Raw genomic sequence first — 21,840 nt, forward strand, 5'->3', positions numbered from 1 at the left:
AAAGCAGCCTCCTAGTTAGTCGGCACTATTGATCCGATTTTTTGCCGCAAGATCAACTTTCTTGATAGAGACCATCGCTGATGGGACACGACTTTAAAAGTATGGAAAAGGGTGAGCTACACGTTCACTTAAATGGCCTCGTCAGTACGCGCCTAGTTATTGATTTACTCCAGCAGCAGGGAGCAGAAATTCCTGATAATTTCGATTTAGAAAGAGACCTCACCAGGTTTATACCTTCCCCTGACCTTCAGACATATCTAAAGCCTTGGCAAGTTTTAAGGCTTATACCTCAAGGTCGCACAGCTCTCAATTTAATGGTTTTTAGTGCATTCGAAAACCTAGCAGCTCAGAATGTAAAGTTTGTCGAGTTACGGAGTAGCGTAATTTATCTTGCACTCCTTAATAACGTCACAGTACCCGAGGCGCTCTTGTGGTTGACCGAAGAGATTTACAGCGCCTCACTAAAATACGGCATTAGGGGCGGGCTGATATTAACGGTTTCACGCGGGGATTACGCTGCGGAACATCTACGCACCCTCTTAGCCGCTTATGCATCCATTGGTAAGCCCGGAATAATAGTGGGGCTAGATTTAGCTGGCAACGAAGATACCGTATCTCCAACAGAGCTCCCTCAGTTATATCGGAAAGCAAAATCTGATTTAGGATTAAAAGTCACTATACACGCAGGGGAAACAGGCAACCCCCAAAATATTATAGAAGCTATAGCCGAGTTTGATGCTGACAGAATTGGGCACGGCACAGCCGCATTCAAATCAACTAAAATCATGGAATTGATGCAAAAACGCGACATATGTGTAGAGGTATGCCCTATTAGCAACCGCCTAACAGGTGCTGTAAAATCAAGCGAGTCCCATCCTGTATGCGAGTTTATTAAATTCGGTGTACCGTTCGTTATTTGCTCGGACAATCCGGCGATTCACGGTGCGAGCATTAGCGATGACTATAATGAGTTCTATAAAGAAACAGAAAATAGTGCCATTCTCGAGAACATGCTGACTTTACAAAGAAAATATAGCTTCATGGAAGATAAAAATGAAAATTAGATTTGTTTCAAAAAACAACTTTAAAGTCCAAGAAGTCCAACAAATACTTCAGGATGCTGGGGTAGAGGTCGTTGCAGCCCGATACTCAATTGATGAAATCCAAACTGAGAATGTTGATAGTTTGGTCAGAGATAAATTACTGAAGGCTTTCAAGATAATAGGACGCCCTGTTTTCGTCGAGCATACTGGTCTCTATATTGACAGCCTCAATGGCTTCCCAGGTGGATTAACACAGATTTTTTGGGACAAGCTTCAAGCTGACAAATTTTCGACCCTGTTTGGATCCGGGGAAAATATTAACTTGGTCGCAAAAACGATAATTGGATATTGCGACTCTATGAAAATCCATCTTTTTGAAGGTGCAATAAAAGGTACCATATCTGCTGAACCCCGAGGAAACAGGGACTTTCAGTGGGATTGCGTTTTTATCCCCGAAGGCTTTACTGAAACTTTCGCGGAAATGGGGGATAGAAAAAACGACATATCGATGAGGCGTATTGCATTCGATAAGTTTAAACAGTTTCTTAAAGATGGAAATACTTGATGGAACAGTTACTATCATCTTTTAAGCAAGGCAACGTTATACTTTTCGTTGGTGCTGGAGTATCCACCAATCTGGGGCTTCCATCTTGGGGCGAACTGATCGACAAAATCGCTCAAGAACTAGGGTATGACCCTGAGATTTACAAGACATTTGGCGATCATTACGCCCTTGCCGAATATTATAGGATCAAAAAAGGTAGTATCGGTCCCCTCCGAAGCTGGATGGACCGAAGCTGGCATGCTCCGACTATCAATATAGAATCGTCGAAAATTCATGAACTGATTGCAAAAGCCAACTTTCCAATAATTTACACTACAAATTATGATCGATGGCTCGAAAACACATTCGATCACTTCCAAAAGCCATACACCAAAATAGCATCAGTATCTGACGTAACTAAGATAAGACCTGGAAGTACTCAAATAATTAAGTTTCACGGAGACTTCGATGATGACACCTCGATAGTACTTGATGAAACTAGTTATTTTGAAAGATTAGAATTCGAAACACCTCTAGATATTAAATTGCGATCAGACGTGCTTGGCAAATCAGTACTATTCATTGGTTACCGACTTGCCGATATAAATTTAAGGTTTCTATTCTACAAGCTATCCAAAATCTGGAAGGCCAACTGCAATAGTGAGGCACAGCCTCGGTCATACATATTTTCACCTAGACCAAACCCTGTCCAAGAAGCCATTCTTAACCAATGGGGAATTAACATGCTGTCCTCTCAGGTAGACTCCCAAGGAGATGCTCTCGCTGAATTTTTAGAGAATTTTGTATAACTCAAATGCATTTTCACCCGGCTAAACCGAAGAAATTTACGACTTCGGCCTGATTTTAAAAGAAGGCTCTCAGCAGGCCGAAAGTTCAAAGCAGACTCTGAAATTTATTAACCACATCGTTGCACTTGCTATGGGAATAATCCCTAGCAGAAAAAACTGCAAAATCTTAGGGTAGCTTTAGGGGTATAGCGGATTAATCGTAGCTGTTATCTCATTGTATTCAATGAAAAAAGTCCGTTTTTTCGACTCCTGGTGCCGCACCATACAAAACAAAGCCCCGCAATGCGGGGCTTTGTTGTTTCTGGCTGTTGTAAACGCCACTTAGTTCGCCTTAGTTGTCCACATTGTGCCCAGGCTGGCGAAAACGGTCCCAGGCGCTGGGCGCGCTCAAGCGGTGTCGGGCCGACCCGCGAGTCTGGTGGCCGACATGGACAGCCAACTGGCCGTTCATCCCCCATGCCGGCAACGCCGCTGCCTTCACTGCGGCGCCAGCCAAGGCCAACGTGCTGGGGGGGAAGATAAAGCCCCTCCCCTTTAAAAATTGAGCCTGAGCACTGTCCGCCAGAGGTTTTTAATCGGCGAGGTACAGTGCTTGTCCCAATTGCGCTGCCACCATTCATCCTCGTTTTTCACTTCGGTCTCGATGTCGCTACCCGCCAATGTTGCTGGCTGCTGACGGAACAGCATCGGAAAGGCGCAGTGCTGCTTTATGCGCTTCTTGAAAATCACGTCAACGGGCGTGCCGTTGTACGGGGTGTTCGCCAGGATCTGACAACCCTCACGAGACAGGATATAAGCGTGCAGCGCAACGACGCGGCCCCGGGCAATAAAGGGGAACCAGGTTAGCCAAGTCCTGCCCATGCTGTACCCCAGGTGCAGCACTTCAAATTGCCGAGTACGGATGAATTTGTTGATCCAGCGGATGGGGGTCGCCTTCAGCTCATACGGTGCAACGTCGTCTTCAAAGATCAACACCCGGTCAAGCCCGCGCTCGAGCGCAATCCGTGCCAGGTCCTGGTGCGACTCATAGCAGCCACGGACAGGGTCGGCGTGCCGCTCCACGACATGGAACACCACCGGGTTTCGGATCAGGCTTTGTACCGAGGCCCGGAACAGCTCTCGCCGGTCTGTTCGCTCTTTCAACGAAATGCAGTAGACCGCATCCACGTCGAACATGATTTTCCCGCCCGAGCCCTCAATCCTTTCTGACACCAACTCACTCCCACAAAAACGAAGAAGGCGCGGAGTTGAGCCGCGCCTGTTGCGGCAATTATGTCAAAACGATGGCGGGGATTTTTCTGAACTTATTACGAGTTAATTCCAACAAGGGCAGCATCATAAATGTTGCACGATGGCTTCACCGAAACAGCGAGGGATGCAGATGAAGTACAGCGAGTTTCGGCGATGGTTGAAAGACCAAGGCGAGGAGTTCCAACCCGGCAAGGGCAGCCACTTCACCCTGCAGGAACGCGGTCGGCGGATCTCTATCACCGTCGAGGCTGCATAAGCATCTGGTAAGCAACGACCAGCCCCCCACTGCTCTATCGGGCAGTGGGGGCTTTTTCATGCATGCGGCCACCGCCCTGAAAAATCCGAGCGCAGAGAAAAAAACCTGCCAAAAAAACACTTATCCCCCTCCCGCCGACGGGCTCTGCGTCCATTTTTTGTGCAAACCGGCAGGGTAGTGCAAACCAGGCCCCAGCCCAGGCCTGCTACGGGTCCTGTGGGGCGTTCGGCACTTGCACGGCTCAAGGTTTTGCAGAGAAATGTCATGCGCTTGCGCGGCGTGCTGTGGCGTCCTGGACGGGGTGACAATTCTGAAAGCCCCGACCCGCCTGGGCGAAAAGCTGAAAAACATGAGAAGACCGCAGTTTTCAAAATCGGAACGACTCCAGAAAAAACAACAGTCGCCTTCATCCATTATCGTTGCTTTCCAAGATCAATTTTTTCGAACATCCCGTTCGATATTTTCTCATATTCACAGAAGCCAATTAGATCGATCATGCGCCACGACTCACGCAGATGCGGGTGAAACAGTGGGATGGATAACTAACCTGATCGCCTATTTAACAGGCCGTCAGTCAGCTCAAGACACACCTCAAGAGGAAGTACGCATGGCTAAGGTATTGGTTCTTTATCATTCGATGTACGGTCATATCGAAACAATGGCCCAGAGCGTGTCGGAAGGTGCCCGGAGCGTTCCCGGGGTTGAAGTCACCCTCAAACGCGTACCCGAGACCATGGACCCGGAAGCCTTCAAGGCTGCCCATGGCAAAGTGGATCAGAGCGCTGCGGTTGCCACGCCAGGTGAGCTGGGCGACTACGACGCAATCATCCTGGGTACTCCGACCCGCTTCGGCAATATGTCCGGCCAGATGCGCAACTTCCTCGACCAGACTGGCGGGTTGTGGGCCAAGGGCGGGCTGGTTGGCAAGCTCGCCAGTGTATTCACCTCGACAGGTACCGGCGGCGGCCAGGAGATGACCATTACCTCCACGTGGACCACCCTGGCTCACCACGGCATGATCATTGTGCCCATCGGTTACAGCTCGCCAGCCTTGTTCGATACATCCAGTGTCGGCGGTGGCACGCCTTATGGCGCATCCACCATTGCCGGTGGTGACGGCTCGCGCCAGCCTGATGCTCGTGAACTGGAGATCGCCCGTCATCAAGGCCAGTACGTGGCCCAGCTGGCGGTCAAGCTGAGCAAGTAGGCGGTCGCCAGGCCGAGCTGAGGCAGACACTGCCTAGCGCGCTCTGTAATCAGCAGGTCCGGAGACAAAACCAAGCCCTCGCAGCAATGTGAGGGCTTGTTGTTTCTGTCTACGTCACAAGCGACGTAACAAGCCGCCGTCTCTTGGCGATGACCATCAATGCGCGCAAATCGCAACCTCCGGTCGAGACCAGCCCCATCGTCAGCACTGCCTGCGGCCATTCCCCCTCAATTGATCGCCACTGAAAACAAAAATCCGCCCGGCCGTACGTTTTCAGAACCATCCCCTTAAAGGCATCAGCCCTTGGTAAGTGTCAAAACGTGCCCAGCGGTGACGACGGTTCTCTTGCCGCTTTCAGGAATTGGAAAAACAGTGTTCATCTGAATAGGCGTATTAGAAGAGGGGAAATGGAGGAAAAGTAGGGTCAGACCATCTTATTTTCCTGAGGCATACACCATAGGGAGCCCGATTCAGAAATGTCTCATTTCTTGGGCAATTGCATCCAAACCAGAATGCCGGCTTCAGTCGATATCCGGGCTCACTAATAAAGCCACCGGTATATCTGCAGGCTTTCACACCTATGGGGAAATGGAATGCATCCCAGACCTAACATCACCCTGCATCCTTGTGCACGAGAAACACTCTCTCGACACAGGTGCAGGGTGCCTTCTCTTGCCATTGGACTGCTCCTTGCCTACCAATCCGGTACCGCCCTGGCGGACCTCTCTTTCGACGGACAGAACCGCTTCATCATGACGGGCCAGCGAATGGCGGTAACCCTGGTCAACGAAGGCAAGCAGGCCGCCCTGGCGCAAGTCTCGCTGGACTGGGGAGAGAAAGAGTCTGGGCGCAGCCAGACACTGCCCCTGGCGGTCTCCAAACCGTTGCTGCAAATCTCCAGCGGACAGAAAGCCACCGTGGAAATTTTCTACCAGGGAACAGGCCTGCCTACTGACCGCGAATCTTATCTTCTGTTGAGCGTCCTGGACGTGCCTCCGGCCGCCAAGACGCCTCACACCATGACAGTCGCTTTGCGGCACCGCTTCAAGCTGCTCTACCGCCCACCGCTAAAGAACACCTTGGACGACGCCATGGCCGGATTGTCCTGGGAAACGCAGAGAGAAACCGCAGGCAGGCTCATCGCCGACAACCCATCCCCCTACTACCTGACCCTCAGCGATATCGAAGCCATCGGACCGAATGGCCAACCCTGCGGCCAGCCGATCGAGCACCTCATGCTCCCGCCGCTCTCGACACAGCCCGTCGACATACCGGCCTGCCAACCTGCCAGTCTGCGTTACCAGATCGTCAGCGACGCAGGCAACCTGCGCCCCTACGGGGCAACACTATCCACCGACAAAAAAAGCCACGGCTCGGCTCAATTTTGAGGTCAATGGAGGAGACATGATGAAGAAAATTTACCAGTTGGTTTGCCTGGCCCTGCTACTGGCGCTGACTCAGAAGAGCTATGCCCTGGCCTGCAAGAAAGATGGCACCCAAGCCGCCGATGCAATAATGATCAACACCAGCATCGCTGTGCCGAACACCCTGCCGAAGGATACCGTGCTCTGGCGCTCCGATAATTACAGCATCAGCATGACCTGCTGGCAGGACAACTACGGGTATGGCAGAGAATACGTTTACTTTTATCTAAGCCCTCGCGACCAAGGCCTCACTATATTGGGACCAGACTTGGAGGTGGGTATCCAGCTGAACGGAACCGACCTGCGCTGTACTCAACTGGAGAGATGTCGGGTGCAACTCCCCATCGTTTTCGAGGGCTGTTACGTTTGGGCCGGTTGCAAGGACAAAGCTCAAACCTTCCCATTGAGCTTCAACTTCTTTATCTCCAAAAAAAGCCCGCCCAGCTCAGGCAAGGAGGGAAGCCTGACAGGAGCCGTGGTTTATCCAGCGTTCCAGTTGGATGGAGGGGGCGGTATGAACATCAACCCTGATAGCAACTTTGTCATGTCACTGGTTGGCTTGAACAATATGCGCTATATCGCCTGCTCATCGACCCTGTTTGTCTCCCCCAAGACCGTCGACTTTGGCAGTATCGCTGCCGCCTTGGCGCAAGCCGACAAGGTGATCAAGGAAGTCCCGTTCAGCATCACCGCCCTCAAGAACTGCACTAGCGCTTACGGGCTGAACGCACGGCTCACGCCGGTCGCCGCTACCGCGGCGGATGGCTACACCCTAGTGCCGAACAACAACTCATCGGTGGGCATCAGCCTGCTCAAGCAACCGAGCCGCAGTGCCATACCCTTCAACAAAGAGTTCACCTTGGTAGAGAACAGCCGTGATCAGATGGTGGTGAATAACTTCCTGGCTCAGCTGAAATGGCGAACCAGCAAGGCAATTCTCGGACCATTCAACGCCACCGCGACGATCGATGTTTTTTATAAATAGCCCCTCCGACCTCTGACATTCGCCTGTCATTTGACCGTTTGAAGAACTTGAAACAAGGGCGCCAATTGGCGTCCTTGTCTTTGCAGGGCGTGGTAGATCAAACGGCCATCACTCGCCCGATTACCCACGCAGATTCAGAATCCGGACAGACGGATCCAGGCCCCTCCGATTACTGCATACGCCCGCAGTCCGCGGCCTCCAGCGAGGCGTTGACAGGGGCGGTGCTATACTTTTTTAGCTAGTAATCAGCGTGCGGTGTTATCCAGAGCGGCAGGAAAAACGGTCTGGAATTTCAGATAACGACTGCAGAAAAAATGGGGGCCTCTGCGACGACGAAGTAGGAGGTGACTCATGAACCGGCATTTTTACATCAGCGATAATCTCGACGAGCTGGAAACCGTTGAAAGCGAGCTGGAAGCCAGCGGCATCAGTACCGAGCAGATTCATGTGCTCAGCGACCGGGATGCGGATGTGGAACAGCATCACCTGCATGATGTGAATTCACTCATGAAGCAGGATGTCGTTCACTCCGGCGAGATTGGCGCGGTCATTGGCATACCGCTCGCGGCATTGGTACTGCTCGGTGCGTATCTGGCAGGTTGGACCGAGTCCGCGGCAGGCTGGGTGCCGTTCATCTTTCTGGCGATCGTGATCCTGGGCTTCTGTATCTGGGAAGGCGGCTTCTTTGGTATCCAGGTGCCCAATGCCCACTTCAGCAATTTGAAAAAGACGGTAAGGGACGGCGAGCACATTTTCTTCGTGGACGTCGAACCCGCTCAGGAGCCGATCCTGGATCAGGTCATCAGCCATCACCCACAACTGCAGGTCGCCGGGACCGGCGCAGCAGCGCCTCACTGGATAGTGGCCTGGCTGCAGAAATGGCATCAGTTCAAGCGCACGATATAGGACGCTGCGGCGCCTGAACGCCGGAGGCGGAAGCCGGTCATTGCCCGAGGAAAATCCCCCGGGTGGAAAACACGTAGTCCGCCTCGGCGGCCATCAGGCCAACCAGCACCAGCAGGCACAACGGCGGGACGAGGATGGCGTAGACCATCGCCAGGCGTTCCCAGGCCATGTGCATGAAGATGGAAACGATCAGGCCGGCCTTCAACAACATGAGGACCAGGATCAGCGACCACCTGAAGTAGCCCTGGAAGTGAAAGTAGTCGACCAGGTAGGACAGGGTACTGAGTACGAACAGCAGCCCCCATATCTTCAGGTACAGGCTCAGTGGATGCTGTTGACCTTGTGCATGTGCCATCGCCGGTACTCCTCTGCAGGCTCACCATAAGTAGAAGAAAGCGAAGATAAATACCCACACCAGATCCACGAAGTGCCAGTACAACCCGGCGATCTCGACGATCTGGTAGTTTCCAGAGCGCTCGTAGTCTCCGCGCAATACCTTGAAGGCGACGATGCACAGGTAGATGACGCCGACCGATACATGCAGCCCGTGGAAACCGGTAATCATGAAAAAACTGGCGCCGAACTGCGCGGCGCCCATGGGGTTCGACCAGGGGCGTACGCCTTCGGCGATGAGCTTGCTCCACTCGAACGCCTGCATGCTGACGAAGGTCGCACCGAAGGCCGCGGTCGCCAGCATCAGGGCCGCGCATTTGCCGCGTACACGGCGATAGGCGAAGTTCACGGCCATGGCCATGGTGCCGCTGCTGCTGATCAGCACGAAGGTCATGATGGCGATCAGGATCAGGGGGATTTCAACGCCGCCAATGGTCAGGGCGAACACCTCGCTGGGGTTCGGCCAGGGGACGGTGGCACTGATGCGCACCGACATGTAGCCGGTCAGGAAGCAGGTGAAGATGAAGGTGTCGCTGAGCAGGAAGATCCACATCATCGCCTTGCCCCAGGGCACCCGCTTGAACACATCCTGATCCGAGGCCCAGTCGGTGGCGATGCTCTTCCACCCCGCTACCAGCGTATCGGGTGGGGGTGGGACGGAACTTTCCGGAGGGGTTGCTGAGGGCAATGCCATGGCTTCACCTCAGGCCGCAGAATGCGGCGATGGCTTGATAGGTTTCCGGCGTGCTGGTCAGCAGGACGAAGAGGACGATCCACAGCCCCAGCAGGTAGTGCCAATAGATCGCGCAGAGCTCCACGCTGGACGCCAGTCGCGACAGCGGAACGCGTCGCAGGAACCTGGCGCCGACTCTGCCCCACGCCACCAGGCCTCCCAGCAGGTGCAACCCGTGTACGCCGGTCAGCAGATAGAAAAAGCTGTTAGCCGGGTTGGCGGAGACGAAATAGCCCCAGTCGACGAACTGCTTCCAGACCCAGAGTTGCCCCCCGAGAAAGGCGATCGCGAAGACACCGCCCAGGGCGAAGCCGAGGGTGGCCCCATTCAACGCATCCCGCCGGGCGGCCATTCGCGCCCACTGCAGGCTGACACTGCCCAGCACCAGCAGGAGCGTGTTCAGCCAGAGTTGCCGGGCACTGGCCAGCGGCGCCAGGGGCTCGGTCAGAGGCTGCCAGTCCGCCATTTGCGAACGCGCGATGAAGGCCAGCAGGAACAGCAGGAACAGCGAGCTCACCACCACCAGGAACATGCGCAGGCCCACTTTTGCGGCTTTCTCCCTGTCCAGGCCTGCCGGTCCCCAAGAGTGGTCGGGGGGCTGACTCCAACGGCCACCGGCGCCGGCGCTTTCGGTGTTTTTCAATAGCGGCCCGTTCATGGTCTTTCGCCCGCGATCCTGGCTTCTGCGCTGTTCTGCCTCATCTGCTCCAGCTCCTGGGCCGAAACCGTCTGTGGCACGAAGTCCTGCTCTATCCCGGGCACGCTGTAGTCATAGGCCCAACGGTGCACCACCGGCAGCTCCGGCCCCCAGTTGCCATGTACGGGCGGGGTGTCCGGCGTCTGCCATTCCAGGCTGGCCGCCCCCCATGGGTTCGGGCCCGCCGGCTTGCCTTTGAAGGCACTCCAGGCCAGATTGAAGAGGAACAGCAGCTGGCATACCCCGACCGTCAGCGCGACAACGGTGATGAACGCATTCAGCTGCTGCGCCGATTGCGGGATGAAGTCGTAGTTCTGCCAGGCGTAATAGCGCCGAGGCATGCCCAACAGCCCCAGGTAGTGCATGGGGAAGTAGATGCAGTAGGTCCCCAGGAAAGTTATCCAGAAATGCAGCTTGCCCAGGGTGTCGTTCATCAGGCGCCCGGTGATCTTCGGAAACCAGTGATAGATGGCGCCAAATATCACCAGGATTGGCGCCACCCCCATGACCATATGGAAGTGGGCCACCACGAAGTAGGTGTCCGACAGCGGGATATCCACAATCACGTTGCCGAGAAACAACCCGGTGAGGCCACCAACCAGGAAGGTGACGATAAAGGCCAGGGCAAACAGCATCGGCACCGTCAGGTGGATGTCGCCATGCCACAGGGTCAGCACCCAGTTGTAGACTTTCAGCGCGGTCGGCACGGCGATGATCAAGGTGGTGGCGGCGAAAAAGAAGCCGAAGTACGGGTTCATCCCGCTGACGTACATGTGGTGCGCCCAGACCACGAAGCTCAGCACGCCGATGGCAATGATGGCCCAGACCATCATGCGGTAACCGAAGATGTTCTTGCGCGCATGGGTGCTGATCAGGTCGGAGACCAGGCCGAACGCCGGCAGGGCGACGATGTAGACCTCCGGATGGCCGAAGAACCAGAACAGATGCTGGAACAGGATCGGGCTACCGCCCTGATGCGCGAGCTGCTGCCCCATGGAGATCACCGCCGGCATGAAGAAGCTTGTGCCCAGCAGCCTGTCGAACAGCATCATCACCGCGCTGACGAACAAGGCCGGAAAGGCCAGCAGGGCCAGGATCGAGGCCATGAAGATGCCCCAGACGGACAGCGGCATGCGAAACAGCGTCATGCCGCGAGTACGGGCCTGCAGCACCGTGGTCACGTAGTTCAGCCCGCCCATGGTGGCGGCGACGATGAAGATCGCCAGCGACACCAGCATCAACACGATGCCCCATTCGGTCCCCGGGGTGCCCTGGGTGATCGATTGCGGCGGATAGAGTGTCCAGCCCGCCCCGGTGGGCCCGCCCGGGACGAAGAAGCTGGAAAGCAGCACCAGGACCGAGAGCAGGTAGAACCAGAAGCTCAGCATGTTGACGTAGGGGAAGACCATGTCCCGGGCGCCAATCATCAGCGGAATCAGATAGTTGCCGAAGCCGCCCAGGAACAGGGCCGTCAGCAGGTAGATGACCATGATCATGCCGTGCAGGGTCATCGCCTGGTAATAGGTGCTGGCATCCATGAACTCGAGGCTGCCGGGAAAGCCAATCTGTATGCGCATCAGGCCGGACAGCACCAGGGCGACGAGCCCCACGGAGATCGCCGTCAAGGAATACTGGATGGCGATGACCTTGTGGTCCTGGCTCCAGATATAGCGCGTGAAGAAGCTCTTCGGTTCGTGCAGGACTTCTGTTTCTGCATGCTCGACATAAGCCATCAGGTCATCCTCCGCTAAGTTTCGGAGCATTTCCGGCGAGTTACGGCGACTTGCCCGATTCCACCTTGCCGGCATCCGCGTCGACAGCAGCTTTCGACTTGATGAAGGCGATCAGGGCGTCCAGTTCCTTGTCATTGGGGGTAAAGGTCGGCATCACCGCGGCGTAACCCTTGACGATCGCAGCACCAGGGTGGCGCACGGAATCCTTCAGGTAGCCCTCATCGACCTTGATCTGAGAACCATCGGCCAGGGTTTGCGTCTTGCCGTACAAGCCCTGCCAGCCCGGGCCGATACCCTGGCTGCCATCGACACTGTGACAGGCCAGGCAACCCAGCGATTCGGCCAGCCGCTGTCCCTGCTCCGCCAGCTCATTCTGTGCGTCTGCAGGGCCTTGTTCTTTCTGCCCCACGGCACTCAGCGACTTGATGAAAGCCACCACGGCGGCCAGTTCATCCTGACTGAAAGTATAGGCCACCATGACCGGCGGATAGCCCTGGACCAGCCTGGCCTGCGGCTCGAGAATCGACTCCTTGAGGTAGGCTTCGTCGACCTGGACACTGCTGCCATCGGCCAGCTGTTCCGAGCGGCCGTACAGGTCCTTCCAGCCCGGGCCCAGGCTGGTGCTGCCGTCCTGGCTATGGCAGGCGCGACAGCCATGGTTTTCCACCAGTTGGCGGCCTTTTTCCAGCAGGCTGTCCCGGCTCGGGGTGGCGATGTTCGTCAGCGTCTGGGCAAAGGTCGGCTGGCTGGCGAACCATTGGTCGAAAGCGCCCTGCTCCTCGACGACCAGATGGCCGCGCATGTTGAAATGCCCCACGCCACAGTATTCGGCGCACAGCACTTCAAACTTGCCGAGCCGGGTCGGGGTGAACCAGAAGTGGGACACCATGCCCGGCACCATGTCCATCTTCGCGCGCATCTGCGGAATATAAAAATCGTGCAGCACATCCTTTGCCCGCAGCAGGACTTTTACCGGCCGATCGATGGGCAGGCGTACTTCATTGTTCATGATCAGCACATCGTCCTGCCCGGCAGGGTCATTGCGATCAAGACCGAAGGGATTGCCGGGATCGATCCATTTGACATCCGCCTTGCCGAGTTTTCCGTCACGCCCGGGAAAGCGAAACGCCCACTGCCACTGCTGGGCAACCACTTCGAGCTGGGTAGCCTCTTGCGGCACCTGGACAAAATCGTTGTAGACCACCAGGCCAGGCGCGAGCATGCCGATGATGCCCAATGAAGTGAGGATGACCAGCCACCCTTCCAGCTTCCGGCTTTCCGGCTGGTAGTGCGCCCGGGCACCTTCGCGATGACGGAAGCGAATCACGGCGATGGCCATGAACAGCGTGATGGCGATGAAAAAGATTCCGGTGATAACCAGGGTGATCAGCAGCGTGGTGTCTATCGACCCCCAGTTGGAGGCAGCCGGCGTCATGTGCCAGGGAGCAAGCAGGTGAAACAGCACCGAAGCGACAACGACTAGAACCAGGATGATTGCTATCGCCATTTTCTCGTCTTCCTGTGCCGGTTGTTCTGTGGCCATGCAAACGCAACGTCGCCCAACCGCAGCGCCACACCGATGCCTAACCCTCCTCCCAAGCCTGCTGGAACATTGCCTCTATCCCCGGGGCAAATCTTCTGAAAAGTATAGTGCGCCCCGTCGGACGTGCGCCGCCGGGCCACATATAGGACGGACGGGTCAGGGGCTGTTTTCGACTCAGAGAAAAGCCCTCGCGGCGATGCGAGGGCTTTGTTGTTTTCGGGCCATACCCTGTTTTGCTTTGAACCCTTACTGCATGTTTTCAGCGCTTCTCCTGTACCCATGACAAGCCAGCAGCCGGACTAATGCCTGATTAGATAGCAGCGCATGTCAGCCGAACTATTTGAGCCACCCCATGTGTTTACCAATCCCCCAAAGAACAAACAGCAGCGTTCCCCCAAAAAGTGCAGCCACGTACGAGAGCGTTATCATTCGACGCAGCGGGCCTGGGAAATTTTTGTAGTCCTCGGCATCCAGATCACCGCCTTTCAGCGAACGCTTGTAGAAGGTCAGCATGCCGCCGACACTGATCAGCATAAAGAAGCGAGTAAAGGGATCTGTCCCCATGACAGAGCGTCGCGACTGGATCCCCCGTGAGTTGCTCAAGCTGCTGAGTATTTCGTTCATCCGGAAATAGGCGAAGTACAGTTGCGTTCCAATGAATAAAAACGCCAATGCAAAACTCGCAATCACAAAGATGAAAAAAACATCTTCAGCATCAAACATCCCTATTCACTCCACTCATACACTTTCTCTCCCGCTCCCTCTCCAAGGCTCTCGCCAACAGCACCTCCGGCAACAGAGCCCAAACCTACCATGACCACGCCACACAGCAAGCCACCAATACCAGTGGCGCTGAGGGCAACACATACAGCACCGCCTATCGGACTACCAACAGCGCCGCCAGCGAGCCTGCCGGCGAATTTCCCACCCTCGGTAAACCGAACCTTGCGGCAGTCCTGTTCCCTGCCAATTTGACATGCCTCTCGTACTTTCAGTGCCGAAGCAGATGCCCCAAGCCCAATACCAACCCAGCCCCCGAGTTTGATGTATTTGCTGGCCTTGGCTACGCCATTAATGTGGGTCGCATAACCCGGAATATTTCCAGGCACTCCGGCTTTGCTCCAATGATGAACAAGGCTACGACTGGAGATCCCCAGGGCATGTTTCAGTTTTGGGTGCTCAGGTATACCTACGCCTTTACGCACAAGCGGGCCCAGGCTGTTATCCAGCTGAGACATCAAACGCTTTCGTTCTGCAAAAAACTCCGGGGTCTGCAACCTGCCGTGTTGCTGGAACGTACGCTGGTGCAACTGCTCCAGTTGCCCCAAGGTGCTTTTCAAGTTTTCCAGATGCTTAGAGAACATGACTTCGCCGATGCCGATCACCCCCGAACCTTCGGTCAAGAATGATTCGATTTGCGCTCGATGACGGACCATAAAGGTCGCCTCATCATCACTCATCGATCCAAGCGCGCTGTTCACCTTATTGGCAGCGTCCATCAGCAATGCTTCTTCTCGGGTGCACTGATGGTTCTTTGGATCGCTCAAGACAATCAGTTGTCCCGGTTTTGCGTAGCTCGATAGCTGAGGGTTCAAGCTTCGGAACTTATTGAGCACAGCGGCACTTGGCTGTTCGAACAGGAGCGCTTCAAGCTCTGAGCGAGGGATAACGCTTTGCACAATATGAAACCCAGGCTCGACACCCTGAAGCGTTGTCGGCACAGCTGACAACGGCTCAGCACTGGTCAACCCGGTCAGTCCTTGACTTGGAATATCCCGAGTGAATTCGCTTTTGTAAGAACCATCGCTGATTGCCTGTGCCCAGGCATGCGTGGCCGCCTGTGCCTTCGCTGCAAACTCAGGAGCGATGGTGACGCTACCTTCCTCGGCTGCCATTACCGTACTTTGAGTGGCAATCAGCCGATTACTGCCAGAAGGGCATCCGCATTGCACAGCATGACCATGGGTCGCTACTGCAACCCCCTCAACGATGAAGGTCGGATTGCCTTCGGCAATAAACCCCATGCTGTTGCATTGAGGACACCACACCGGATCGCTGATTCTCGCGGCCTTACGGTACTCCACAATCGTAGTCGTCGACCCTACGAGAACCCGACCTCCCGTCGTGGTCGGGTCTCCCTCCCTGATCACAAAAGTCATGGCTATTTCCTGCAAGCGGAATGAGCCTGAATGCTAACGACCGGGGTCTTCAGAAGGATTTAAGGCATTTCTCAAAACACCGGGCGAAATGGCTTCAGCAACCAATCTTTCCTCGGACTCGTAACACCCCTTTCCCGAAAGACCGCCCGCCATGCTCAAATAGCCCCCGCTTTTGTTACCCGCCACATCCGATCCGGAGCCGAACATGAAAAACACCGCAGCCCTGACCTTGGCCCTGATGCTCAGCCTGCTGTCGCTCCATGCCCAGGCAGAAGCGGTGGGCGATGCCGGGGCCGGTGGCAAGCTGTTCAAGCGCATCTGCGGCGGCTGCCACAATATCGGGCCTTCGGTGCGCAGCTCTTTCGGGCCGCAGCTCAATGGCATTTTCGGGCGCACCGCGGGGAGCGTGGCGGACTATCACTACTCCGACGCGATGAAGTCCTCCGGCATCGTCTGGACCCGCGACAAGCTGGTCGCCTACCTCGAAGACCCAAAGGCCATGGTGCCCGGTACGCGGATGATTTTCTGGGGACTGAGCGATCAGGAGAAGATCGATAATCTGCTGGCTTATCTGCAGAGCTTTCAGGCGCAACAGCCCTGAGTGACCTGACAAATCAAAGCGGCCCCAGATCCTCAACGGGCGCTTCGCGCCCGATCGCAGCCTGGCGGCAGCGGCTACAGGGAGCCGCGGTGCTGTTCAGGACGGGGCAACACCCACAAAAAAGCCCCGAACCAGTCGGGGCTTTTTCTATGGCCGGCCCAGTATCAGGCCGCGATCAGGCGTTTATCAGAACACGTTGATCGGGTAGTCGACGAACACACGCAGTTCGTTACCGCTGTCGTTGTAGCCGGCGGATTTCTGCGATACACGCAGGATCGAGCTACGCACCTTGACACTCAGGTCCTTGGCCGGGCCGCTCTGGACCACGTACTTGAACTGGTTGAAGATTTCGCGCTCGGTGCCGCCGGTGGTGGTGGCGCCCTCACTGTTGGTGGCGGTGATGTTGTCACCACGCACATAGGCCAGGTTGTAGGTCAGGCCCGGTACGCCGAAGGCGCCGAAGTCCAGACCGTAGCCCAGCTGCCAGCTGCGCTCGTCTTCCGCGTTGAAGTCGGACCAGTAGGAGTTCGCCAGGTAGATGGTGTTGCCACCGTCGCCCACACGGTGCTGCTCTTTCTGGTAGCCGCCGTAGGCGTAGCCCAGGTTGCTGTCGCCGGTGCTGCGCTGGTGCGCCAGGGTGAAGGAGTGCGGGCCGGTGGCGTAGGTAGCTGCCAGGCTCCAGATCTTGTTGTCCTGGCCGCCTGCTTCTTTGAGCTCAGCGTAGGACTTGTCCAGCTTGGTACGGTAGCCGTTGAAGTCGAAAGTCAGGGACTGGTCGGTGGCCAGCGGGAACACGTAGTTCAAGTTCACGTACTGCTTCTTCAGCACGTCTTCGACGTCGGAAGCGTACAGCGAGCCCTTGAACTGTTCGGTGAACTGGTAGCTGCCGCCCAATACGTTGATCGACTTCAGGCCACCGCTGTCACGGCCTTCGGCGCTTTTACGCGACTCGGCGGTGAAACGACCGGCGTTCAGCTCCAGGCCCTTGATCTCTTTGGAGGTGATCAGGGTACCGGTGTAGCTTTCCGGCAGCAGACGCCCATTGTCGTAGCTCAGCACCGGCAGGGCCGGCATCTGGTCACCGTAGGTCAGGACGGTGTTGGACAGGCGGAATTTGACCGCGGCGCCGGCTTTGGCCAGGTCGCCTGCCGGGCTCTTGTTGCCGCCTTCGCTTGGCTTGAAGAAGTCGATGCCCTGGCCGCCGCTGTGGCTGCCTTTATCCAGGCGCAGGCCGTACAGGCCGAAGGCATCGACGCCCACGCCGACGGTGCCTTGGGTGAAGCCCGACGAGAAGGTACCGATGGCCGCTTGACCCCACTCGCGCTGGTCATCGTTACCGTTTTTCTTGTCGCGATTGATGTAGGCGTTGCGCAGCAGGATTTTCAGGCTGCTGTCTTCGACAAAGCCCTTGGACTCAGCCTGGTCGTTAGCCATAACTTGAGTACTGCTCAGAATCCCCAGTGCGATCAGACCGATCCGCTTGTTCAACATTTTATTTTCCTTATTACGGGTTGATGACGCGCTGTGGTGCTCCTTGGAAACGGCGCTTAAGCGCTCTTTTTTCAGGCCAGAACAAAAAGACCCACCCACGAAAAATCGCGGTGGGCCTTTTATTATTGGAAGGTCATGGCCGTTGGCCACAGGCGTTGGCGCGAATCCTATCCGCGCCCTGAACAGTGTGTCAATTTCAAGAATCGTCTGAAAATAGGCAAAAATCGTCTAAGAACTTAACGATCCTTGATGGCCAGTTGCACGGTATGGCTGTCGACGAACTGTTCGAAGTGCGTGACCTTGCCATCTTTCAACGTCCACAAATGGGCCACGCGGGCATTCAGCGGTTTGCCCGTGGCTTTATAGACGCCGCTGTAGTTGCCGTAGGCGAACACCTTGTCGCCCTGGGCCACATAGTTCTCGACAGTGAAGGCAAACCCCTCCCACTCGGTGGCCAGGCGCTTGAAGACATTCTCCACCACGGCATCGAAGCCGACGTAGGTGCCGGCATAGGGAAAACCTGCCGCTTCGGTCCAGCGCGCATCCGCAGCCAGGGCGGCGGCGGTGTTTTTCGCGTTCTCCTGGGAGTTGGCGCCTTCGTAAGTGCTTTTGATCAGTGCCAGGTTATCCATGGGCGACTCCGCAAATTAAGTGGGGGTTCAAAGGGCGCAACCGTTCAGGCCACAGGCCTGCAGGCTGGGTGAAAGCTCGACCACTGGCGAACCGAAGGCTTCGCTCAGCCAGGCGGCGAACGCCTGCGGCTTGCCCAGCCAGGGGCTGATATCGAGCAGCCTGAACTGACCGTCCTGCTCCAGCACCAGGGTCGGAAAACCCTGGCCACCGACCCGGGCCAACAAGGCACGGCTGGCCTTGATGTGCTCGTTCAAGCTGTTCGCCGCGGCGTACTCGAAGGCTTCCTCGAACTCGCCGCGCTCAAAGCCCAGGCCTTCGGCGAGTTCCAACAGAACATCGACATCGGCGATGCGGCGCCCTTCGACGTAGTGGGCCGTCTGCAAGCGCCCGAGCAACTCCAGGCCGCGCCCGGCGAGCGCCTGCGCCGCCAGTACCGCGGCAATCGGCGGGGCCGAATCGAACAGCGCCGAATAGTCGCGCAGCAAACCTTCGAAGTAAGCCTCGCCGAACGGCTGCCCGGTGTATTCGGCAATACGCCGGTCATGGGGCATGACGTAATCGCGCAGTTGCGGCGAAACCTGCTGGCAGTTGCGCCCGGTCATCATGCCGCCGCCATGGGCGACCACCGGCAGCACTGCCTGGGCCGCCTGCACCAGCGGTTTGGCGCCGTAGCACCAGCCGCACAAAGGATCGTAGATGTAATGAAGGGTCGCTGCCGACATGCAAGGCTCCGGGACAAAGGCCGATAAATTCGATGGCGGCAGACTATGCCTGTGGCCCACGGCGAAAAACGCTGGAATGGCTTTTAGTCTGTTTCGGGAATCGGTCGAATCGGCCGTGTATCCACTTCATCTCAATCAAGACACAAATTGAAACAATCCGCCCAGGGAACTTTTCAAGAATAATTAACGAAAGTAAATAGCAAGCATTACCATTCGCGCCGACTGTTTCTTTCCCCTTCTGGATGCGTTTTTCCATGCCTGCCCCCTTCCGCCTGACTCCCCTCACCCTTGGCTTTTGCGCCTCGCTGACGGCCGGTTTCACCTGCGCCGCCCCGACCACCCTGCCGGCTACCGCCATCAGCGCGCAAGTCGATGCCGACGACCCACGGGTCAAGGAAGTCAGCACCGCGACCCGTACCGCCACGCCGGTGCGCTACGTGCCGCAAGCCATCGACTCGGTGAAGACCAGCAACCTGCTGGACTACGGCATCAACGACCTGGGCACGGCCTTGAGCGGCATTCCCAACGTCAGCAGCGGCGCCGACACCCGCTTCGACAGCCTGCGCATTCGCGGTTTCGACGCCAGCAACGACTTCTACCTCGACGGCGTCCGTGACGACAGCCAGTATGTGCGCGACCTGCACAACATCGAGCGTATCGAGGTGCTCAAGGGCCCGGCGGCGGTGCTTTACGGCCGTGGCAGCCAGGGCGGGATCGTCAACCGGGTGAGCAAGCTGCCGCAGTTCGGCCGCCACTCCAGCGTCGAAATCAAAGGCGGCAGCGAAGACCTGCGCAGCCTGTATGCCGACCTCAGCGCCGATCCCAGCGAGAACATCAGCCTGCGCCTGAACATGGGCAACCAGGACAACAACAGCTTCCGCGATGGCGTCAGCGGCAGTCGCCAGCTGTTCGCGCCGTCCATGAGCTGGCAGCTGACGCCAGACCTGAACTGGCTGGTGCAGTACGAGTACAGTCGCTACAACCGCACGCCGGACCGCGGCATCCCGGGGATCGACGGGCGCCCGGCGGACGTGAGTCGCGACACCACGTACGGCGACCCGCGCGACTACATCGACGACAAGTCCCAGTCGCTGCGCTCCAAGCTCAGCTACGAGCTGAACGACAACTGGCAACTGCGCCATACCCTGAGCCTGTTCAAGCTCAACAGCGATTTCGACAACACCTACCAGATCGGCTACGACAGCCGCACCAAGCGGGTGAACCGCCAGCGCTGGCAGCAGGACCTGAACACCCGCAACCTCTACAACAACCTCGAAGTCGAAGGCACCTTCGATACCTTCGGCCTCGAGCACCGGGTGCTGACGGGTGTCGAGCTGGGCAGCCAGCGACGCGATCCGAAGCTCTATACCGCAGCGGCGGTCAGCGCCGGTGGCCAGGCCGTGCCGTCCCTGGACCCGTTCAACCCGGATAAAAACATGCGGCATACCGGGAAAATGGTGGCGTCCAGCTACAACCACAGCGAGGTGGAAAGCCGCGCCGTGTATGTCCAGGACCAGCTGCGCCTGAACGATCAGTGGCAAGTGCTCGCGGGCCTGCGCTACGACAACTTCAACGTCGAGACCCACAACAAACTGCGGGATATCAAGGACGACCGCGACAGCCACAGCACCAGCCCGCGCCTGGGCGTGGTCTGGACCCCGCTGGAGAACCACTCTTTCTACGCCTCCTGGAGCAAGAGCTTCTCGCCGGTCGGCGGTGGCCTGATCGGCATCACCCCGAACGCCAACGGCAACAGCAACGACCTGAGCCCCGAGCGCACCCGGCAGAAGGAAATCGGGGTCAAGAGCGACTGGCTCGACGACCGCTTCAGCACCACGCTCGCGGTCTATGAACTGGAACTCTACAACCGTCGCAGCCGCAGCGTGGAAGACCCGAACGTGATCCTGCTGACCGGCCTGCAGCGCTCCCGCGGCGTGGAACTGACCGCGGCCGGCAAGATCGTCGGCAACTGGTCGATCCGCGGCGGCATCGGCCTGCAGGACGCGACGGTGGTCAAGAGCAACAACGGTGACGAGGGCAACCGGGTGAACAACGTGGCCAAGCGCAATGGCAGCCTGTTCGTGACCTGGAAACCGGAAATGGGCTGGTACGCCGAGACCGGCCTGACCCTGGTGGGCGATCGTTATGCCGATAACGCCAACACCGTGATGCTTCCGGGCTACGGCCGCTGGGACGCCCTGGCCGGTTTCCGGCAGAAGGACTGGGACCTGCGGGCCGCGCTGAACAACATCAGCGACCGCACGTATTACTCTTCGGCCACCAGCGCCGGGCAGATCCAGTTCGGCGATCCACGCAGCCTGGTGGTGACCGGCACCTACAGCTTCTAAAAAGCAGCCATGGATACGGCCGCCATCGCCTGAGCGCGGTGGCCGGCCTTGCGTCCGCTGCGCGGCCGATCGCAGCCTTCGGCAGCGGCTACATTCGCGCAAAAAAAAAGCGCTGCCATCCGGGCAGCGCTTTTACCAATCCGTTGTTTGCTTATCCTTCCAACACATCCCACAGCGCTTCGAGTTCGGCCTCGCTGAACAAACCAGCAGGGTAACGATCGAGGATCATCCGGCGCGGCTCGATTTCCCGGACCTGTCGCGTTCCATTGGACTTCAACCATTGCGCCAGAACCTGAAGCGACTCGCTATTTATTGCGGAAGTCCGCTCGCTGACCCTATTCATTTCCAGCGCTCTCTCCCGG

22 protein-coding genes are annotated in these 21,840 nt (G+C 57.0%); 9 read left to right on the forward strand and 13 right to left on the reverse strand.

Features of this window, described 5'->3' with window-relative positions; genetic code table 11:
- Positions 1-80: 80 nt before the first annotated feature.
- Genes AC07VU_RS09460 through AC07VU_RS09470 form a run of 3 tightly spaced genes read left to right on the forward strand, consistent with a single transcriptional unit; the run spans position 81 to position 2,396 of the window.
- Positions 81-1,064 carry an adenosine deaminase family protein gene (locus AC07VU_RS09460; protein ID WP_495029769.1) on the forward strand — a complete coding sequence of 328 codons (984 nt, stop codon included), beginning with the start codon at positions 81-83 and terminating at the stop codon, positions 1,062-1,064.
- On the forward strand, positions 1,054-1,608 hold the full coding sequence (locus AC07VU_RS09465; protein WP_495029770.1) for a non-canonical purine NTP pyrophosphatase: 555 nt from the start codon (positions 1,054-1,056) through the stop codon (positions 1,606-1,608). Before AC07VU_RS09460 ends, AC07VU_RS09465 begins: the two co-directional genes overlap by 11 nt.
- The gene (locus AC07VU_RS09470; protein WP_112196099.1) at positions 1,608-2,396 is read left to right on the forward strand and encodes an SIR2 family NAD-dependent protein deacylase; all 789 of its coding nucleotides are present in this window, start codon (positions 1,608-1,610) and stop codon (positions 2,394-2,396) included. Before AC07VU_RS09465 ends, AC07VU_RS09470 begins: the two co-directional genes overlap by 1 nt.
- A 534-nt stretch (positions 2,397-2,930) precedes the next feature.
- Here AC07VU_RS09470 and AC07VU_RS09475 read toward each other — a convergent pair.
- Entirely contained in the window at positions 2,931-3,572 is a 642-nt protein-coding gene (locus tag AC07VU_RS09475; protein ID WP_495029771.1) for a glycosyltransferase family 25 protein, read from the reverse strand.
- A gap of 938 nt (positions 3,573-4,510) precedes the next feature.
- On the opposite strand from AC07VU_RS09475, the gene wrbA reads away from it, so the two are divergent.
- From wrbA to AC07VU_RS09495, 4 genes are all read left to right on the forward strand, one after another.
- Positions 4,511-5,110: an NAD(P)H:quinone oxidoreductase gene (gene wrbA, locus AC07VU_RS09480; RefSeq protein ID WP_085533433.1), complete on the forward strand. Its 600-nt coding sequence runs from the start codon at positions 4,511-4,513 to the stop codon at positions 5,108-5,110.
- 662 nt (positions 5,111-5,772) lie between these two features.
- Positions 5,773-6,498, forward strand: a complete 726-nt coding sequence (locus tag AC07VU_RS09485; RefSeq protein WP_457275450.1) for a fimbrial biogenesis chaperone — start codon at positions 5,773-5,775, stop codon at positions 6,496-6,498.
- A 19-nt stretch (positions 6,499-6,517) separates the two neighbouring features.
- On the forward strand, positions 6,518-7,519 hold the full coding sequence (locus AC07VU_RS09490) for a fimbrial protein (protein ID WP_274306735.1): 1,002 nt from the start codon (positions 6,518-6,520) through the stop codon (positions 7,517-7,519).
- A 351-nt stretch (positions 7,520-7,870) separates the two neighbouring features.
- Entirely contained in the window at positions 7,871-8,425 is a 555-nt protein-coding gene (locus AC07VU_RS09495) for a hypothetical protein (protein ID WP_053259294.1), read from the forward strand.
- A 37-nt stretch (positions 8,426-8,462) separates the two neighbouring features.
- On the opposite strand, the gene AC07VU_RS09500 is transcribed toward AC07VU_RS09495, so the two are convergent.
- The 7 genes from AC07VU_RS09500 to AC07VU_RS09530 all read right to left on the reverse strand — a co-directional run bounded on the left by AC07VU_RS09500 (position 8,463) and on the right by AC07VU_RS09530 (position 15,683).
- Positions 8,463-8,780 (reverse strand): cytochrome C oxidase subunit IV family protein, encoded by a 318-nt coding sequence (locus tag AC07VU_RS09500; RefSeq protein WP_007922565.1) that lies wholly within the window; start codon positions 8,778-8,780, stop codon positions 8,463-8,465.
- Between the two features lie 21 nt (positions 8,781-8,801).
- Positions 8,802-9,512, reverse strand: a complete 711-nt coding sequence (locus AC07VU_RS09505) for a heme-copper oxidase subunit III family protein (protein WP_007922563.1) — start codon at positions 9,510-9,512, stop codon at positions 8,802-8,804.
- Between the two features lie 4 nt (positions 9,513-9,516).
- On the reverse strand, positions 9,517-10,209 hold the full coding sequence (locus AC07VU_RS09510) for a cytochrome c oxidase subunit 3 (protein WP_274305263.1): 693 nt from the start codon (positions 10,207-10,209) through the stop codon (positions 9,517-9,519).
- On the reverse strand, positions 10,206-11,981 hold the full coding sequence (gene ctaD / locus AC07VU_RS09515) for a cytochrome c oxidase subunit I (protein WP_495029772.1): 1,776 nt from the start codon (positions 11,979-11,981) through the stop codon (positions 10,206-10,208). The genes AC07VU_RS09510 and ctaD overlap by 4 nt, the downstream gene beginning before the upstream one ends.
- 40 nt (positions 11,982-12,021) lie before the next feature.
- Positions 12,022-13,488 (reverse strand): c-type cytochrome, encoded by a 1,467-nt coding sequence (locus AC07VU_RS09520; protein WP_495029773.1) that lies wholly within the window; start codon positions 13,486-13,488, stop codon positions 12,022-12,024.
- A 372-nt stretch (positions 13,489-13,860) separates the two neighbouring features.
- On the reverse strand, positions 13,861-14,247 hold the full coding sequence (locus AC07VU_RS09525) for a hypothetical protein (protein ID WP_495029774.1): 387 nt from the start codon (positions 14,245-14,247) through the stop codon (positions 13,861-13,863).
- 2 nt (positions 14,248-14,249) lie between these two features.
- Positions 14,250-15,683, reverse strand: a complete 1,434-nt coding sequence (locus AC07VU_RS09530) for a PAAR domain-containing protein (protein WP_495029775.1) — start codon at positions 15,681-15,683, stop codon at positions 14,250-14,252.
- A 205-nt stretch (positions 15,684-15,888) separates the two neighbouring features.
- Here AC07VU_RS09530 and AC07VU_RS09535 point away from each other — a divergent pair, with 205 nt between their 5' ends.
- Positions 15,889-16,284 carry a c-type cytochrome gene (locus tag AC07VU_RS09535; RefSeq protein WP_495029776.1) on the forward strand — a complete coding sequence of 132 codons (396 nt, stop codon included), beginning with the start codon at positions 15,889-15,891 and terminating at the stop codon, positions 16,282-16,284.
- A gap of 186 nt (positions 16,285-16,470) precedes the next feature.
- Here AC07VU_RS09535 and AC07VU_RS09540 read toward each other — a convergent pair whose 3' ends face one another.
- The 4 genes from AC07VU_RS09540 to AC07VU_RS09555 form a co-directional block, all read right to left on the reverse strand.
- Entirely contained in the window at positions 16,471-17,775 is a 1,305-nt protein-coding gene (locus AC07VU_RS09540) for an OprD family porin (protein WP_277587653.1), read from the reverse strand.
- A 236-nt stretch (positions 17,776-18,011) separates the two neighbouring features.
- Positions 18,012-18,407, reverse strand: coding sequence for a nuclear transport factor 2 family protein (locus AC07VU_RS09545; RefSeq protein ID WP_007922537.1), 396 nt, complete (start codon positions 18,405-18,407; stop codon positions 18,012-18,014).
- A gap of 27 nt (positions 18,408-18,434) precedes the next feature.
- Positions 18,435-19,130 carry a DsbA family protein gene (locus AC07VU_RS09550; RefSeq protein ID WP_087089631.1) on the reverse strand — a complete coding sequence of 232 codons (696 nt, stop codon included), beginning with the start codon at positions 19,128-19,130 and terminating at the stop codon, positions 18,435-18,437.
- A gap of 43 nt (positions 19,131-19,173) precedes the next feature.
- On the reverse strand, positions 19,174-19,386 hold the full coding sequence (locus tag AC07VU_RS09555; protein WP_125737956.1) for a hypothetical protein: 213 nt from the start codon (positions 19,384-19,386) through the stop codon (positions 19,174-19,176).
- Here AC07VU_RS09555 and AC07VU_RS09560 point away from each other — a divergent pair.
- Positions 19,385-21,478 (forward strand): TonB-dependent receptor, encoded by a 2,094-nt coding sequence (locus tag AC07VU_RS09560; RefSeq protein ID WP_495029777.1) that lies wholly within the window; start codon positions 19,385-19,387, stop codon positions 21,476-21,478. The genes AC07VU_RS09555 and AC07VU_RS09560 overlap by 2 nt on opposite strands.
- 151 nt (positions 21,479-21,629) lie before the next feature.
- Here the strand turns inward: AC07VU_RS09560 and AC07VU_RS09565 are convergent, their stop codons facing one another.
- Complete coding sequence (locus AC07VU_RS09565; protein ID WP_277587650.1) at positions 21,630-21,821, reverse strand: hypothetical protein; 192 nt, start codon at positions 21,819-21,821, stop codon at positions 21,630-21,632.
- Positions 21,822-21,840 lie beyond the last annotated feature (19 nt).

The sequence above is a fragment of the Pseudomonas sp. GW821-FHT02B10 genome (assembly GCF_059421865.1).

Bases quoted from the DNA above. Each gene is read 5' to 3' on its own strand.
- AC07VU_RS09505 (WP_007922563.1), bottom strand. From the start codon at position 9,512: ATGGCATTGCCCTCAGCAACCCCTCCGGAAAGTTCCGTCCCACCCCCA.
- AC07VU_RS09550 (WP_087089631.1), bottom strand. From the start codon at position 19,130: ATGTCGGCAGCGACCCTTCATTACATCTACGATCCTTTGTGCGGCTGG.
- AC07VU_RS09560 (WP_495029777.1), top strand. From the start codon at position 19,385: ATGCCTGCCCCCTTCCGCCTGACTCCCCTCACCCTTGGCTTTTGCGCC.
- AC07VU_RS09555 (WP_125737956.1), bottom strand. From the start codon at position 19,386: ATGGAAAAACGCATCCAGAAGGGGAAAGAAACAGTCGGCGCGAATGGT.
- AC07VU_RS09490 (WP_274306735.1), top strand. From the start codon at position 6,518: ATGAAGAAAATTTACCAGTTGGTTTGCCTGGCCCTGCTACTGGCGCTG.
- AC07VU_RS09540 (WP_277587653.1), bottom strand. From the start codon at position 17,775: ATGTTGAACAAGCGGATCGGTCTGATCGCACTGGGGATTCTGAGCAGT.
- AC07VU_RS09465 (WP_495029770.1), top strand. From the start codon at position 1,054: ATGAAAATTAGATTTGTTTCAAAAAACAACTTTAAAGTCCAAGAAGTC.
- AC07VU_RS09510 (WP_274305263.1), bottom strand. From the start codon at position 10,209: ATGAACGGGCCGCTATTGAAAAACACCGAAAGCGCCGGCGCCGGTGGC.
- AC07VU_RS09520 (WP_495029773.1), bottom strand. From the start codon at position 13,488: ATGGCGATAGCAATCATCCTGGTTCTAGTCGTTGTCGCTTCGGTGCTG.
- wrbA (WP_085533433.1), top strand. From the start codon at position 4,511: ATGGCTAAGGTATTGGTTCTTTATCATTCGATGTACGGTCATATCGAA.
- AC07VU_RS09545 (WP_007922537.1), bottom strand. From the start codon at position 18,407: ATGGATAACCTGGCACTGATCAAAAGCACTTACGAAGGCGCCAACTCC.
- AC07VU_RS09530 (WP_495029775.1), bottom strand. From the start codon at position 15,683: ATGACTTTTGTGATCAGGGAGGGAGACCCGACCACGACGGGAGGTCGG.
- AC07VU_RS09470 (WP_112196099.1), top strand. From the start codon at position 1,608: ATGGAACAGTTACTATCATCTTTTAAGCAAGGCAACGTTATACTTTTC.
- AC07VU_RS09525 (WP_495029774.1), bottom strand. From the start codon at position 14,247: ATGTTTGATGCTGAAGATGTTTTTTTCATCTTTGTGATTGCGAGTTTT.
- AC07VU_RS09535 (WP_495029776.1), top strand. From the start codon at position 15,889: ATGAAAAACACCGCAGCCCTGACCTTGGCCCTGATGCTCAGCCTGCTG.
- AC07VU_RS09500 (WP_007922565.1), bottom strand. From the start codon at position 8,780: ATGGCACATGCACAAGGTCAACAGCATCCACTGAGCCTGTACCTGAAG.
- AC07VU_RS09565 (WP_277587650.1), bottom strand. From the start codon at position 21,821: ATGAATAGGGTCAGCGAGCGGACTTCCGCAATAAATAGCGAGTCGCTT.
- AC07VU_RS09475 (WP_495029771.1), bottom strand. From the start codon at position 3,572: ATGTTCGACGTGGATGCGGTCTACTGCATTTCGTTGAAAGAGCGAACA.
- ctaD (WP_495029772.1), bottom strand. From the start codon at position 11,981: ATGGCTTATGTCGAGCATGCAGAAACAGAAGTCCTGCACGAACCGAAG.
- AC07VU_RS09495 (WP_053259294.1), top strand. From the start codon at position 7,871: ATGAACCGGCATTTTTACATCAGCGATAATCTCGACGAGCTGGAAACC.
- AC07VU_RS09460 (WP_495029769.1), top strand. From the start codon at position 81: ATGGGACACGACTTTAAAAGTATGGAAAAGGGTGAGCTACACGTTCAC.